The following is a 15,918-nucleotide window of genomic DNA, read 5'->3' as shown; positions in this document are numbered from 1 at the left end:
TGCCTCGAAATGCTTAAGTTTGAAATACTAAATTAAAATGTATGAAAAACAAAATGCTCCTTGTTTTACTTGCCTCTGGCGCACTGACTTTTGCACAGGCAATTAAAAAACCGTTAGTTTCGGCAATAACAGATAAAGATCTTAGAACCGATATGTATCAAATGGCTGGAGATCATTTTAATGGTCGTGAAGCCGGAACACTTGATGAACTAAAAGTATCGATGTGGCTTGCTAATAAAGCTAAAGAAGCCGGAATGGCTCCAGCTGGAGACGATGGAACTTATTTTCAGTTTTTTGATTTGTACAGACATCAGGTTACGCCAAATACAAAATTTAAAATAGGCAAGAAAGAATATAAATTATGGAAAGATGTTCTGGTTGCAGAAACAACTAATGTAAAAGTTGAAGGTTCTTTAGTGTATTTGGGAGCCGCAACAAAAGAAGAAATCGAAAAAGCCGACATTAAAGGAAAAGCAGTTGTTTTACTGGCTTCAAAAGAAGGAATTGCTGATGATATTTCGCTTTTCGACAGAAGGTATCCAGGTTTGGTACGAAATAAGTATTATGATCTTGTTGTAAAAAAAGGTGCTGTAGCGCTTATTATGGTTGCTGACGAATTAGCAGAACAAAGCTGGTCTCAAGTTGAACCGCAAATGACAAGAGGAATTTACGGAATTGAAGGTTTCCGTGACAAAATAGGTGCAACAATGCCAGTTTTTTGGGTACACGGAGATCAATTAGAATATTTAAAAACGACAAAAGATATTTTGTCAACAGAAGTAGTTTCTGAAACCTATAAATATCCTTCAGTAAATGTTGTGGGTACAATTGCAGGAACAGACCCTAAGCCGAAAAATGAATATGTACTTTTCAGCGGTCATCAAGATCATGACGGAGTACGTCAAAAATATGGTCAGGATTCTATTTATAACGGAGCAGATGATAATGCAAGTACTTGTGTAGCAATGCTGGCAATTGCAAGAGCCTATAAAAAACAGCCGGGAAAAAGAACAGCTTTGTTTGTATTTCATGGTTCTGAAGAGCGCGGATTGTTAGGATCGAGATGGTATGCAGCGCATCCTACAGTTCCAGAAAAAGACATTGTAGCAGTTTTAAACGGTGATATGATTGGAAGAAACAATGTAAATCAAGCAGCATTGCTTGGCTCTAGTTCTCCTCATGAAAATTCATCTGATTTAGTAGCCATTGCCAAAAAAGCAAATGACGAGGGACCAAAATTTGATTTGGATAAACTTTGGGACAGACCAGAACATCCTGAGTATTTTTACTTCCGTTCAGATCATTTGCCTTATGCGAAAAGAGGAATTCCTGCTGTTTTCTTTACAAGCGTGCTGCACAGTCAATATCATACTCCAATGGATGAGTCTGAAAACATTGATTACGTAAAACTGCGCAAAATGACAGAATGGATGTATCGTACAGGTTGGATTTTATCAAATGATGCCAATCGTCCTAAAACTTTGCCAAATGTGCAATTAGAGCGATAAACGATTTTTATAGATTAGGTTTGATCTGTATTATTGTTTGAACGCAGATGACACGAATTTACTTCGTAAAGACGCGGATGAAAACGGATTTTATTTTATATTCTGCTCAAAGCAGAAAATAAACAAAGAAAAAAAATCCGTGTCATCCGCGTTTTCGCGATAGCGAATCCGTGTCATCTGCGTCCAATTTATATGCTGTAAAAAAAGAATGGCTGTCTAAAATTTATAGACAGCCATTTTTATATTAAAGAATCTGAATTATTACAATCCAAATGCAGCTTTTACTTGGTCAACAAAATCAAGTTTTTCCCATGTAAACAAATCAACAGTAACTGTTTTTGTGTTTCCTCCAGGAGCAGAGAAAGTTTTAGTAACTGTTTCTGGTTTACGTCCCATATGTCCGTAAGCAGCAGTTTCGCTGTAAATAGGATTTCTTAATTTTAATCTTTGCTCGATAAAGTAAGGACGCATATCAAAGATAGCTTCTACTTTTTTAGCGATTTCACCGTTAGTTAAGTTTACTTTAGAAGTTCCGTAAGTTTCAATGAAAATACCCATTGGTTCAGCAACTCCAATTGCGTAAGAAACCTGTACTAAGATTTCGTCAGCAACACCAGCAGCAACTAAGTTTTTAGCGATATGACGAGTTGCGTAAGCAGCACTTCTATCTACTTTACTTGGGTCTTTTCCAGAGAATGCACCACCACCGTGAGCACCTTTTCCACCGTAAGTATCAACGATGATTTTTCTTCCAGTTAAACCAGTATCTCCGTGAGGACCTCCAATAACGAATTTTCCTGTTGGGTTAATATGGTAGTTGATTTTATCATTGAATAAATGAGCGTGAGCTGGATTTTTAGCAATGATTCTTGGAATTAAAATTTCAACAATATCTTTTTTGATTTTAGCAAGCATTGCAGCTTCTTCGTCAAAATCATCATGTTGAGTTGAGATAACAATCGCATCAATACGAGTTGGTTTGTTATCGTCGCTGTATTCTAAAGTTACCTGAGATTTAGCATCTGGACGTAAATAAGTGATTTCGTTATTTTCGCGTCTTAAGATTGCTAATTCTTGTAATAATTTATGAGATAAATCAAGCGCTAATGGCATGAAGTTTTCAGTTTCGTTTGTAGCGTAACCAAACATCATTCCTTGGTCACCAGCACCTTGCTCTTCTGGCTTAGCTCTGTCAACACCTTGATTAATGTCTGCAGACTGCTCATGAATTGCAGAAAGAATTCCACAAGAATTTGCTTCAAACATGTACTCGCTTTTAGTATATCCAATTTTACGGATTACGTCGCGTGCAATTTGCTGTACATCAAGATAAGTATTCGATTTTACTTCACCAGCTAAAATTACCTGACCAGTAGTAACAAGAGTTTCACAAGCTACTTTTGAGTCAGCATCAAATGCCAAAAAGTTATCAATTAATGCATCCGAAATTTGATCTGCAACTTTGTCTGGATGCCCTTCACTAACAGATTCTGACGTAAATAAATAAGCCATAATAATGTATTAAATTTAAAATTAAGCGAGAAAAATAATTGCTAAAAAGGGCTAAAGGAGAGTTTCTGCTTTAGCATTTTTTACTACTGAAATATTTGTTTCAGCATCCATAACGAACCGTTTCATTATGAAGAGGTTGCAATCAGTTCAAATTTTTCCTCTGTATTCGCGTGCAAAGGTATAAAACCATTTTGATTTGCAAATCAAAGTTTTGATTTTTTTGTTTTTTTAGGCGTAAATTTAACATAACATACTAAATTGATAGGGTAATAGAAATTATTTCTGTTTTTGTTTGGTCGATTCAAAAATAGTTTGCAACTTTGCCCCATCAAAATAACAAAAAAATGAAAACAACAGTTTGCAATATGATGTCTTGTAAGATGCCGGAGTTATCCGCAGAGATACTATTGTAGTTTTTTTTCAAAAATATATACATAGAACCTCTGCAATCTGCAGAGGTTTTTTTTTGCACAAGAACGACTGTAATTCTTTTTTAAAACCAAACAAAACACTAATTAATCAGAAAAACAATGAAAAAAAATGTATTAATCGCCTTAGGTCTGCTGACTTTTTCAGGCATTCAAGCTCAGGAAAATAAAAAAGAGCAGGATAGTTTGAAGAATAATGAACTGTCAGAAGTTACCATAATAGGTTCAAGAAGTAAAAATAGAGTTAAAACAGATGTGCCGGTTCCGGTTGATGTTTTTAATGTATCTGAAATAACAAAAGGAGCGCCGCAAACCAGCGTAACTCAAATATTAAATTATGTTGCACCATCGTTTACCAGTAATGCAACATCTACAGCTGATGCAACAGATCACGTTGATCCTGCACAATTAAGAGGTTTAGGGCCAGATCAGGTTTTGATCTTGGTAAACGGAAAACGAAGACATACAAGTGCTTTAGTAAATATAAACGGATCACCAGGAAGAGGTTCAGTAGGAACCGATTTAAATGCAATCCCATCTTTTGCAATCGAAAGAATTGAAGTTTTAAGAGATGGCGCGGCAGCTCAATACGGTTCAGATGCTATTGCCGGAGTAATTAATATAGTACTTAAAAAGAATGCTAATTATCTATCAGGAGGTATTCAGTACGGTGCAAATTTATCGTCAGGATCTAACAACTTTAAAGGCGGTGCTGACGGACAAACTGCACAAGTTGATTTAAATTATGGAACTTCTTTAGGAAAACCGGGAAGTTTCTTAAATATTACTGGTACAGCTGTAACCAGACAAGCAACAAGTCGTGCAGGAATTAGAAGTAATGCTATTTTTAATGCTTACAATGCTGTTGAGAACAGAGCGGCGCAAAACGGTGTTGAAATTAACTCGCTGTTTAGTAACATAAATACAACTCCAAACTCAGCGCAAATTTTGACATCATTAAAACAATATGCGCCGCAAGTAAGTTATTTTACGCCTGCACAGCAAAGCGCTATTGCTTCGGCATCAACGCTTACACAAATGCAGACTGCTTTGAACTTTGATGTAACTAATAATGAATTGGCATACAGAGGTCAGCAAAGAAGTGATTACAATATGAGTGTTGGTCAGTCAGAACTGGCTTCTGGACAGGCATATTATAATGCAAAATATCCTTTAAGCGAAATCACATCTTTATATTCATTTGGTGGAATCTCATATAGAAATGGTAAATCGTATGCTTTTAATAGACTTCCAAATGGTTCAGGAACTTTTACACAAGTGTACCAAAATGGATTCTTGCCTGAGATAGAATCAGACATTCTAGATGCTTCGGCTGCAGTAGGGGTTACTACAGAATTATTTGGTTTTGATACAGATTTGAGTTCAAACCTTGGAACAAACTCTTTTAAGTATGATGTAAACAATACTATTAATGCAACTTTAGGAACCAATTCGCCATTTAGTTTTGATGCAGGTAAAGTTTCGTTTTTACAAAGTACAACAAATCTTGATTTTAGTAGAAAATATGATGTTCTGGCAGGTTTGAATGTCGCTTTTGGTGGAGAATTTAGATATGAAAACTATCAAATTAAACAAGGTGAAGAAGCTTCATACGGATTGTATGATGTAAACGGAAATGTAGTTTCTGGAATTCTTCCAAGTAATTCACCTTTAATTGTTACTGACTTTTTTGGCAACAAACGTGGTGCTGGAGCGCAAGGATTTTCTGGATTTCAACCTTCAGATGCTAAAGAAAGAGATAGAAAAAGTGGAGCGGCATATATAGATTTAGAATTGAATGCCACAGAAAAATGGCTGGTAAATGGAGCGGCGCGTTATGAAAACTATTCAGATTTTGGAAGTACAGTTACTTTTAAATTAGCCTCTCTTTTAAAATTAAATGAAAACATAAATTGGAGAATTTCTGGACAAACTGGTTTTAGAGCGCCTTCGTTACAACAAAAATATTTTGAATCAAGTTCAACACAATTTATTAATGGCTCGCCTTATCAAGTAGGTTATTTTACAAATGATTCACAAGCTGCAAAAAGCATTGGAGTAGAAAATTTAAAACCAGAAAAATCAAAAAGTATCAGTACAGGATTTACATTTAAAATTCCTGCAGCAAATATTACAATTGCAACAGATGCTTACTTTACCAGAATTAATGACCGAGTTGTATTGTCAGGACAATATGCAAGACCAACAGATGCGCAGATAAATGCGGCAACTTCACAAAGTCAAAAAGATGCCTTGACATTGTTTCAACAAGCGTTTGATCTTAAAGGTGTAGAAAGAGCTTCGTTTTGGACAAACGGAATTGACTCTGAAACGAAAGGAATTGACTTAGTAATTTCTCAAAAATATGATGTAATTCAGGATTTCATCATTCGAAACGATTTAGCATTAAGCTATAATGAGACCAAGAGAGTAGGTGATTTACATATTCCAAAATCTATAATTGATGCAGGTGGAGACCCTTATATTTATTCATTTTTTCCTGAATCAAGCCGAATTTATTTAGAAGAAGCAATTCCGAAGTTGAAAGCAAATTTAATGACAACGTTCAGTATTAAGAAATTAGATATTTATTTAAGAAACAGCTATTTTGGAAAAGTTACAGATCCAGGAGCAACAGATGTAAACTTAGACGGATTTTCGTCAGTATACGAACATCCAGAATATAGTGCAAAATTGGTTACAGACTTATCTTTAGGATATCAAATCAATGAGCATTTTAGAGCAACAATTGGTTTTAATAATATAGGAGATGTTTATCCAGATAGAAATAATCCTGCAACTCCTGCATTTACAAATACAACTCCAACATTGTCGCCTGCGCCAAGTACAGATTTGAGCAACGCAAATCAATTTGCATACTCAAGAGCCGTATCTCAATTTGGATTAAACGGTAGATTTGGTTTTGCTCGTTTGAGCTTTAAATTTTAAAAGTTGAAAGAGTCGGTTGCTCGCGATAGGTATCGGGATGTGCGGATTAACTGAATTAGCATTGATTTTTTTGAATCTTTGTAATCTGTTATCCCGATACCTATAGCGAGCAGCTAAACTTTTTAATCTTGATTTTTAATGCTGATTATTTGATTTTCAGTACTAGAAGAAAAAAATATATAAAATATCAATTTTTAATTTGGTAGTTAAATAAATACTTATTACATTTACTCTATCGAATTAGTAGAATTTAAAATAAGACTTAAATTTTAATTAAAATGAAAACAATAGCAAGAAAAAATATGATGTGTTGTAGTATGATGCAAATGTGCATCCCAACTTGCTGTTGCCAAAAGTGAAAGATAAAATCTTTGTTATAGTTAGAACTATAAGCCCTTTTGGTCGCCATCCGAAAGGGCTTTTTTTTAATTCACACATTTAAAATTAAAATTATGAAAACACTAAATTCAATCGCAATAGAATATTTATTGAGAAACGATTCTCAAAATAACAATAGCATATCAGAAGAGATAACAAAAGAAGTTGTAAGAATAAATACAGAGCAGAATATAAAAAGTCAAAAATCGCTGCTGTTTCAAATGTATGATCTAGAAGATGAAGATCTTTTTATTTAAATTACAATTTCAAAATCAAATAACAATATATAATAGTATTAACAATACCTAAAAAACTAAGAAATCATGAGTACACAAAAATTTGCAACAAACGCATTACACGCAGGACACGATGTTACTAAAAATGCAGGAACAAGAGCGGTGCCAATTTATCAAACATCATCATATGTATTTAATAATTCAGATCATGCCGCCAATTTATTTGGTCTTGCCGAAGCAGGATTTATCTATACAAGATTAAACAACCCAACAAACGATGTTTTAGAGCAGCGTTTAGCGACACTGGAAGGCGGAATTGGAGCCGTTGTAACAGCTTCGGGAGCATCGGCAATTTCTACAGCCTTGCTGACATTGTTAAAAGCCGGCGATCACATTGTGGCTTCAAATAGTTTGTATGGCGGAACTTATAATTTATTAAGTGTAACATTACCGCGTTTAGGAATTACAACAACTTTCGTAGATCCTTCAAAACCAGAAAACTTTACAAAAGCAGCTAAAGAAAATACAAGAGCATTTTTTGTAGAATCTCTTGGAAATCCAAAATTAGATGTTTTAGATTTAAAAGGAATTTCGGTCGAAGCCAAAAACTTCAAAGTTCCTTTTATCGTAGACAATACAGTTGCTACACCTTATTTACTGAATCCAATTGCGCATGGAGCAAACATAGTGATTCATTCCCTGACAAAATATATTGCCGGAAACGGAACTTCATTAGGCGGTGCTATTATTGATGCCGGAACTTTTGATTGGTCTAACGGAAAATTCCCCGAATTTACAGAGCCTTCTGCTGGATACCACGGATTAGTGTACCACGAAGCCTTAGGAAATGCAGCTTTTATAGCAAAAGCAAGAATCGAAGGATTGCGTGATTTTGGAGCAGCATTGAGTCCGTTCAATGCCTTTCAAATTATTCAAGGATTAGAAACGCTGCCAATTCGAATTAAAAAACACAGCGAAAATGCTTTGGCTTTAGCCGAATGGTTAGAAAAACAAGATGAGGTTGTGTGGGTAAATTATCCAGGTTTAAAATCAAGTAAATATTATGATTTATCACAGCAGTATTTGCCGCAAGGACAAAGCGGTGTTGTTACTTTTGGATTAAAAGGAGGTTTTGAAGCGGCCAAAAAAGTAGTTGACGAAACGAAACTGTTCTCGCTTTTGGCAAATATTGGTGACACAAAATCATTGATAATTCATCCTGCAAGCACAACACACCAGCAATTGTCTGAAGAAGATCAATTATCGACTGGAGTTTCAAAAGATTTAATCCGACTTTCTGTTGGAATAGAAGATATTGAGGATTTGATTGCCGATTTAAAATCGGTGTTTGAAAACGTAGCTAAAGCGCAGTACAATATCAGTAAAAATTAGGTTTTTTTGTTTTTTGTTTGAAAAATTGCCTTTAGCAGCGTGAGTTCTGCTAGAGGTGATTTTTTATAATAAAATCTCTTTATAGTTTTAAAACACTAAAAATTATGTCAAAGCTTAAAATAAATATTATTCTATTTGGAATAGGAAATATAGGAAGCACTTTAATCAATCAGATTATAGAAAGTCAGGAGTTTTTCCTTCAGAGTAAAAATATCGACTTTCATTTTCCAATTATTACCAATTCTACAGTTGCCTTTTTCGAGAAAGAAGGCGTTGGATATGCTTGGGAAACCAATTTTAGAGAATTGGCAGTTCCTTTTAGAGTTGAAGATATTGTCGAATTTGCAAAAGAAAATGAATTTGAGAATTTAATAGCCGTAGATGCTACAGCAAGCGATGAACTTATTGGTCATTATAATACATTGATCGAAAACGGATTTAATATTGTTGCCGTAAATAAAAAAGCAAATACGCTCTCAATAGATCTTTACAAACAAATTAGAGAAAATCTTAAAAAGTATGATAAAGAGTTTTTATACGAAACCTCAGTTGATACTGGTTTTCCGGTTTTACAGACATTAAGAGATCTTTATTATTCAGGAGAAAAAATCACGAAAATTCGAGGCGTATTTTCAGATAACCTTAGTTATGTGTTTAATAGATTTTCTACAGAAGACAATTCATTCTCTTCCATTTTAAAAGATGCAGGTTTATTAGGATTAATGCGTTCTACTTTTAAAGAAAATTTATCAGGAAATGACACAGCAGGAAAGCTGTTGATTTTAACTAGGGAAATAGGAAAAGAGTTTGAACTCTCAGATATAAAGATTGATTCGCTTATAAAAGAAGAACATTTAGAGAAAAATGGAGTTCTTAATAGAGAGGCAATCGACAAATCCTTTAGAATCGAAAAAATTGCGCAGGCAGAAAATCATGTTTTAAGATATGTTGGTGAATATGATGTTGAAAAAAACATATTGGAAGTAAAATTAATTTCAGAACCCATAACATCAGCAATAGGACAGTTAAAAGGTTCTGATACCATTTTTGAAATTTATACAGAATCCTATTCAAATACCCCAATTGTAATACAAAGTGCAGCCCCATGCAGACAAGCAATTTCCAGAGGTATAATTACAGATATTTTGAAAGTATCAGAGAAAATTAAAAACAAAGAAGCCGTTTGGCTGTAAGTGAAGTTAATGTTAGGAGCTAGTTCTTTGATAGATTGAAACAGAAAAGTTAGTTAATTTTTTGTAAGATTAAACCTGTAAATAGTGAAAACACAATTTTGTAGGGTGTTTTTTAACGATAAAAGGTTGTTTTTTAACGTTTTTTAAGATTTTTTTCTTTTGAAATACTTGCGATATTGAAAAAATATTCGCACATTTGTATGACCCTAAATACTATCAAATACAATAAGTTAGCAATCTAAATAATAGTTATGCACGTCGGTTAAAACCGCTGAATAAATTTTAAAATCAATAGAAGTATTTTCAGCAGTTTCGAGAAGCTTATAAAAACAAACAAATGCAAGAATTTTTTAAAATAACAGTCAAATCGCAAATGAATAAGTCACTACAGATGAACAAGATGTTCAATGTCGCACGTATTTGTGTATGCGTCTGTTGATACTAAAAGTATATATAAGTTCTAATAAAACTTAAACCCTTTTGGTATTAAAAACCCAAAAGGGTTTTTTTATTCCATTTGGTTACCATAACAAAGAATTAAAGAAAAAGTAAAGATTATAAAACGCAAACTAACTTAAACTTAAATATCATGAGCACATTAAACTACTTAACAAGAACATTGAAAAGCATAAGAACAAAAAGAAACAATTTGCCGCCGCCGACAAATGAATTGGTACACCCAAGATTCGGTATAAACGAGGCAGATAAAAAAACGGAGAAAAAAGATCCGAACTCATTATTGTTTTTGATGTATTCAAAAGAAAATGAAACGCTTTTTATCTAAATCAAAAAGTGTAATAAAATAGGGTAAAACCTGCATAAACTTACTGGGCAGTTTGTTCGGTAATTTTTTGCGTACAATAGTTTTGTTGAATTATGTTTAAGAAATTGCAGAATCAATTTCGATAAAATTTGCTTGTTTAAGAAATTAGTAGTTAATTTGCACCTTTAAGTTCAAAAACGTATTGAAAATGTTATAAAGAAAGGACGAGGGATTAGACCCGATGAATCCTTAGCAACCCTTCGTTAAATCGAAGAAGGTGCTGCATTCTACCACGCCCAAACGTGGAAAGATAACAACAAGAATTTTTCTAGTTTCACTCTAGACTTTCTTTCTAATATTTCCACATACAAATCAAAAATAAAAAGATTTGAAATTGGAAAATAGACCCAATCCCATTATAATTCAAGATTTCATCACAGAAAGTGGTGCACTTTATTCATCCTTACCATTAAGCTTTACGCTTTCTGGCAGACCTTTGCATACCGCGCCTATAGTTTTGGTAAATCATGCCTTAACCGGAAATGCGCAGGTTACAGGAAAAAATGGATGGTGGAATGATTTAGTGGGTGAAGAAAAAACAATCGACACCAACAAGTACACCGTTTTGGCATTTAATGTTCCGGGAAACGGAAACGATTCGTTTATAATCGAAAACTATCAAGACTTTACCACTAGAGATATTGCCCGAATTTTTATAAAAGGACTTGAAGCTTTAAATATTGAACAGGTATTTACAATAATAGGCGGTTCTGTTGGAGGAGGAATTGCTTGGGAAATCTTGGCTTTAGAACCAAATATCACAGAACATTTAATTCCGATAGCAACTGACTGGAAGTCGACAGACTGGATGATCGCAAATTGCTATCTGCAAGAGCAAATCCTGAACAATTCTTCAAAACCTATAGAAGATGCCAGAATTCATGCAATGTTGTGTTATCGCTCTCCAGAATCATTCAAAGAAAAATTTCAACGCACCATCAATCAAGATCTCTTGATTTTTAATATAGAAAGCTGGCTGGCGCATCATGGTAAAAAACTGCAGCAGAGATACCAATTGTCATCTTATAAATTGATGAATCAGCTGCTTAAAACCATCGATATTACAAGAAACAGCGAAGATTTCGAAACTTTAATGTCTAAAACAAAAGCAGCGATTCATATCGTGGCCATCAATTCAGATTTGTTTTTTACACCAAAAGAAAATCTGGAAACTTATAATGAATTAAAAAAGTTTAAAGAAAATGTCACCTACAGCGAAATTGATTCTGTTCACGGACATGACGCTTTTTTAATAGAGTACAAACAATTAGATCATTTACTTGCCGATATTTTTAAGGCAGAAACAATAGCAAAATAAAATGAAAGTATTAAAATTTGGAGGTAAATCATTATCAAACGGAGAAGGACTTAATAAAGTTGTTTCAATCATTTCTGATAAAGTAAGTCAAGGCGAAAATATTGCTGTAGTGGTATCAGCTCGTGGAAACGCAACAGACGAGTTAGAATTTATTTTAAGCATCGCTGCCAAAAACGGAAGCTATAAAGAATTATTAGAGAATTTTAAAAAATATCAAATATCAGATTATCCGCAAGTAGATTTATCTGAAGAATTTAATGTTTTGGATAAGCTTTTTGAAGGTGTAAGCTTAATTGGAGATTACAGCAAAAAAATTAAAGATCAAATTTTGTCTAAAGGAGAATTGCTTTCGGCTAAATTATTGACGGCTATTTTGCTTGAAAAAGGAATTCCTGCCAACTTCGTTGATACAAGAGATTTGCTTAAAACCGATTCGAAATTTGGAGATGCTCAGCCTTTAGAGCAGCTTTCAAAGAAAAATGTGATTAATTATTTCAAAGAACATAATGGTTCAACTGTTAATATTGTAACAGGTTTCATAGGTTCAAACAACAATAACGACACAACAACTCTAGGAAGAAACGGAAGTAATTACACAGCTTCGTTAATTGCAAACTATCTAAATGCCGAAGAACTTCAAAATTTTACACACGTAGACGGTATTTACACAGCAAATCCAGATTTAGTTGCTGATGCTAAGAAAATAGAATATTTATCGTTTAACGAAGCAAATGAGCTGGCAAATTTTGGAGCTACTATTCTGCATGCCAAAACGATTATTCCATTATTAGAAAAAAATATTCCGCTTCGTATTTTAAATACATTCAACCACGAAAATCGCGGTACATTAATTACTTCGGATTCTGCCAAAGAAGGAATTAAAACACTTTCTGTTTTAGAAAACGTTTCGTTAGTAAATCTTGAAGGACGAGGATTGCTTGGAAAATCTGGAGTTGATGCCAGAATTTTTAAAGTAATGGGCGACCATAATATAAGCGTCAGCATTATTTCGCAAGGTTCTTCAGAAAGAGGAATTGGACTTGTTGTTGCTACTGATAAAGCGACAACAGCTGTAGTTGAATTAGAAAAAGAATTCGAAAACGACTTTTATTCAAAAGATGTAAATCAGATTACAGTAACAGATAATGTTTCGGTAATTTCGATTATTGGGCAGGACTTAAGTACTTTTCACAAACCTTACACTGCTTTAATAAAAAACAAAATAGTTCCAATATTATTCAACAATACCGTTACAGGTAAAAACGTAAGTTTGGTTGTCAAAAAATCAGAACTTAATAAAGCGTTGAACGTAATTCATGGTGAGATTTTTGGAGTTTCCAAAAAAATCAATATTGCTATTATCGGTCATGGTTTAGTAGGCGGAACTTTAATCAATCAGATTTTAGAATCAGCATCAGCAATCGAAAAACGTAAAGATGTTAAGTTGAATGTTTTTGCAATTGCAAATTCTAAAAAAGTACTTTTAAATAAAAATGGCGTAAATTCAGACTGGAAAAATGAAATTCAGACAAAAGGAGAAAACTACACCATAAATGATATTATCACTTATGCAAATGAGCATCATTTGGAGAATCTAATTGCAATTGATAATACTGCAAGTGCAAGTTTTGTCGAAAACTATATTCCGCTTGTCGAAAACAGTTTCGATTTGATTTCGTCTAATAAAGTAGCTAATACATTGAGTTATGGTTTCTATAAAGAACTAAGAAAAGCGCTAGCCGAAAATCAAAAGAATTATTTGTATGAAACCAATGTTGGTGCAGGATTACCATTAATTGACACAATTAAATTATTGCACCTTTCTGGAGAAAACATCACAAAAATAAAAGGAGTTTTCTCAGGAACATTGAGTTATTTGTTTAATAATTTCTCTGCAAAAGATGTTCCGTTCAGCGAAATCCTGAAAGAAGCAATTGATAACGGATATACAGAGCCAGATCCGCGTGAAGATTTATGCGGAAATGACGTAGGAAGAAAATTATTGATCTTGGCAAGAGAATTAGATTTACAAAATGAGTTCGAAGAAATCGCAATTCAAAATTTAATTCCAGAACATTTACGCGAAGGAAATGTTGCTGATTTCTTAACGAAACTAAAAGAATTCGATCCGATTTACGACAAAATAAAAGCCGATCAGAAACCAAATCATGTATTAAGATACATTGGTGAATTGTCTGGAGATTTGCAAAACGATAAAGGAAATCTAGAAGTAAAATTAGTTTCAGTTCCTTCAGATACAGCTTTGGGCGGATTGAAAGGTTCAGATTCTTTCTTCGAAATTTATACAGAATCATACGGAGATCGTCCAATCGTTATTCAAGGAGCCGGTGCAGGTTCTGCTGTAACAGCAAGAGGAGTTTTTGGAGATATTTTGAGATTGTCTGATAAAGGATAATTTGATTTTAGAGTGCAGATTTAGATTTATTAAAAGCCAATTAATGTATATTTATTGAATGAAAAAATTACTGATTTTACTGCTTTTCTCAAATATTTTGACCGCTCAGATTTCTAATGTTATCAGAAATAAAGACAGTTATACACAAGAAATTTTTCCTTACAAAGGAGTTCGAGCAATTCAAATAGATGAAGTTAGTGTTGTAGGAAAGGAAGACAATGTCTTTATTTTTTCGAAAATTGAAAAAAATGCCAATCCTGACAAAATGTATTTTCAAAGATTTACAAAAGTCAATGATAAATGGATTGTAAAAGCTGTTCTTGAAGTTAATCACAGTGGAATCATTTCAGCTTGGGGAAGCCGAAAAGCTTTTGGTGATTATAATAAAGATAAAAGTGTTGACGCTCTTTTTATTTATGGATTGTATGATGCCGCTTTCAAACAGCAGTCAGTTCATTTGATTTTTTCACAGAAAGATCAGTTCTATACCATTGAGTCAAATATTTCGGATGATTTTAAGACGGATAAATTCTCGGATAATTTTAAATCATTAGAGGCAGATTCTAAAAAACAGGTATTAGAATATTGGAGTAAATTAGATAAAAGAGACAAGTGATTTAAGATCCGTATTTGTTTTTAGACGTAAATATTAAATTTAATAAATATTAAAAAGTTTTTAAAAAATTGGGGTTGTGGATTAGTATTCATTATTCCCTTTTTATTGGTAGGATTGGGAACTTTATTGTTTAGTTCGTATAATATTTTTAAAGCTGTACAAGCTAAAGGATGGACTCCAGTTTCTGCTAATATTGAAAAAACAGATATTACTTCCCATTCAAATAAAGGCACAATATCGCATGAAGTTATTGTTAGGTATCTTTATGTTATTGAAGGGAAAAAGTATTCAGGAAAAAGAATTGCATTTGGTTATGGTATGAACAATATTGACGATCATGACGGATTGTATTCTAAATTAGAAAACAGTAAAAAAGTCTTGGTTTACGTGAATCCTTCAAATAACGAAGAAAGCGTGATCGTTCCAGGAATGAATGATTCAATTACTGGTTTATTAATTTTTACAATATTATGGAATTCATTTATTGTAGTTTTTGGCATACTTCCTTTTGTGATAAAAGGGGTTGACGAAAATAATGAACCTAGATTTACAGCAAAAGAAGCTACTTGGATTATTTTTATAATATGGATAGTAGGTTTTGCGATTTTATTTAGCAATTGTTTTCATATAGATATAGAAAGTAAAATCAATGTTTTAGAAGCAAGAAATATTGATTTTGATATAGAATAAAAAAAAGAAAAATACCATGAAAGTAACGTTAAACAGAGTAAATGACGCGTTTCATTTTAAATTAAAAAATGAAAGAGGTCACATAGTTGATGTTGACAGCAGGGCCGAATTTGGCGGAAGCGATTTAGGAGCTAGTCCAATGGAATTAGTTTTAATGGGCGTCGCTGGATGCAGTGCGATTGATATGATTTCGATTTTAAAGAAACAACGTCAGGAAATTACATCTTTTAATGCTGAGGTTGAAGGTGAGCGTGTGCAAATTGGCGAAGCAAAACCTTTTAAAGAAATTGATGTCGTTTTTTATTTAGAAGGCGATATCAATCCCGAAAAAGCTAAAAAAGCAGCACAGCTTTCTTTTGATAAATACTGTTCTGTAGCCAAAACGGTAGAACCAACAGCAACAATTAAGTATAAAGTTGTCTTGAACAACGAAGCTTTATAGAATTAGATAATTAGTCA

The 15,918-nt window shown here is 33.4% G+C and carries 12 protein-coding genes and 1 riboswitch; of the genes, 11 read left to right on the top strand and 1 reads right to left on the bottom strand.

All coding sequences use genetic code 11. The features are described 5' to 3' along the window. Positions 1-41: 41 nt before the first annotated feature. Positions 42-1,508, top strand: coding sequence for a M28 family metallopeptidase (locus ACHRV0_RS00825; protein WP_395439615.1), 1,467 nt, complete (start codon positions 42-44; stop codon positions 1,506-1,508). A 261-nt stretch (positions 1,509-1,769) separates the two neighbouring features. Here the strand turns inward: ACHRV0_RS00825 and metK are convergent, their stop codons facing one another. Further along, positions 1,770-3,020, bottom strand: a complete 1,251-nt coding sequence (gene metK, locus ACHRV0_RS00820; RefSeq protein WP_089052574.1) for a methionine adenosyltransferase — start codon at positions 3,018-3,020, stop codon at positions 1,770-1,772. Between the two features lie 530 nt (positions 3,021-3,550). Here metK and ACHRV0_RS00815 point away from each other — a divergent pair. The 10 genes from ACHRV0_RS00815 to ACHRV0_RS00770 all read left to right on the top strand — a co-directional run bounded on the left by ACHRV0_RS00815 (position 3,551) and on the right by ACHRV0_RS00770 (position 15,901). Further along, complete coding sequence (locus ACHRV0_RS00815; protein ID WP_395439614.1) at positions 3,551-6,397, top strand: TonB-dependent receptor plug domain-containing protein; 2,847 nt, start codon at positions 3,551-3,553, stop codon at positions 6,395-6,397. Between the two features lie 452 nt (positions 6,398-6,849). Then, positions 6,850-7,032, top strand: coding sequence for a hypothetical protein (locus ACHRV0_RS00810; RefSeq protein ID WP_089057458.1), 183 nt, complete (start codon positions 6,850-6,852; stop codon positions 7,030-7,032). Between the two features lie 66 nt (positions 7,033-7,098). Continuing rightward, on the top strand, positions 7,099-8,403 hold the full coding sequence (locus ACHRV0_RS00805) for an O-acetylhomoserine aminocarboxypropyltransferase/cysteine synthase family protein (protein ID WP_395439613.1): 1,305 nt from the start codon (positions 7,099-7,101) through the stop codon (positions 8,401-8,403). A 104-nt stretch (positions 8,404-8,507) separates the two neighbouring features. Further along, on the top strand, positions 8,508-9,596 hold the full coding sequence (locus tag ACHRV0_RS00800; RefSeq protein WP_129053194.1) for an aspartate kinase: 1,089 nt from the start codon (positions 8,508-8,510) through the stop codon (positions 9,594-9,596). A 589-nt stretch (positions 9,597-10,185) separates the two neighbouring features. Beyond that, positions 10,186-10,380, top strand: a complete 195-nt coding sequence (locus ACHRV0_RS00795) for a hypothetical protein (protein ID WP_129023092.1) — start codon at positions 10,186-10,188, stop codon at positions 10,378-10,380. 187 nt (positions 10,381-10,567) lie between these two features. Beyond that, positions 10,568-10,676: riboswitch (SAM riboswitch) on the top strand. A gap of 77 nt (positions 10,677-10,753) precedes the next feature. Then, complete coding sequence (locus ACHRV0_RS00790) at positions 10,754-11,737, top strand: alpha/beta fold hydrolase (protein ID WP_395439612.1); 984 nt, start codon at positions 10,754-10,756, stop codon at positions 11,735-11,737. Between the two features lies 1 nt (position 11,738). Next, a complete protein-coding gene (gene thrA / locus ACHRV0_RS00785; protein WP_129023094.1) occupies positions 11,739-14,153 on the top strand; it encodes a bifunctional aspartate kinase/homoserine dehydrogenase I in 2,415 nt (804 codons plus the stop codon). 58 nt (positions 14,154-14,211) lie between these two features. Then, on the top strand, positions 14,212-14,769 hold the full coding sequence (locus ACHRV0_RS00780) for a hypothetical protein (RefSeq protein ID WP_395439611.1): 558 nt from the start codon (positions 14,212-14,214) through the stop codon (positions 14,767-14,769). 30 nt (positions 14,770-14,799) lie between these two features. Further along, complete coding sequence (locus ACHRV0_RS00775; protein ID WP_395440130.1) at positions 14,800-15,459, top strand: DUF3592 domain-containing protein; 660 nt, start codon at positions 14,800-14,802, stop codon at positions 15,457-15,459. Positions 15,460-15,475: 16 nt separating this feature from the next. Beyond that, complete coding sequence (locus tag ACHRV0_RS00770) at positions 15,476-15,901, top strand: OsmC family protein (RefSeq protein ID WP_395439610.1); 426 nt, start codon at positions 15,476-15,478, stop codon at positions 15,899-15,901. Positions 15,902-15,918: the final 17 nt, after the last annotated feature.

The organism is Flavobacterium sp. FlaQc-30 (assembly GCF_044005885.1).
Taxonomy (GTDB): Bacteria; Bacteroidota; Bacteroidia; order Flavobacteriales; family Flavobacteriaceae; genus Flavobacterium.
Note: the sequence above shows the minus strand (reverse complement) of the source record. Positions and strands in the feature narration are given on the sequence as shown.

Coding starts and splice junctions, on each gene's coding strand:
- ACHRV0_RS00825 (WP_395439615.1), top strand. CDS start 42: ATGAAAAACAAAATGCTCCTTGTTTTACTTGCCTCTGGCGCACTGACT.
- metK (WP_089052574.1), bottom strand. CDS start 3,020: ATGGCTTATTTATTTACGTCAGAATCTGTTAGTGAAGGGCATCCAGAC.
- ACHRV0_RS00815 (WP_395439614.1), top strand. CDS start 3,551: ATGAAAAAAAATGTATTAATCGCCTTAGGTCTGCTGACTTTTTCAGGC.
- ACHRV0_RS00810 (WP_089057458.1), top strand. CDS start 6,850: ATGAAAACACTAAATTCAATCGCAATAGAATATTTATTGAGAAACGAT.
- ACHRV0_RS00805 (WP_395439613.1), top strand. CDS start 7,099: ATGAGTACACAAAAATTTGCAACAAACGCATTACACGCAGGACACGAT.
- ACHRV0_RS00800 (WP_129053194.1), top strand. CDS start 8,508: ATGTCAAAGCTTAAAATAAATATTATTCTATTTGGAATAGGAAATATA.
- ACHRV0_RS00795 (WP_129023092.1), top strand. CDS start 10,186: ATGAGCACATTAAACTACTTAACAAGAACATTGAAAAGCATAAGAACA.
- thrA (WP_129023094.1), top strand. CDS start 11,739: ATGAAAGTATTAAAATTTGGAGGTAAATCATTATCAAACGGAGAAGGA.
- ACHRV0_RS00780 (WP_395439611.1), top strand. CDS start 14,212: ATGAAAAAATTACTGATTTTACTGCTTTTCTCAAATATTTTGACCGCT.
- ACHRV0_RS00770 (WP_395439610.1), top strand. CDS start 15,476: ATGAAAGTAACGTTAAACAGAGTAAATGACGCGTTTCATTTTAAATTA.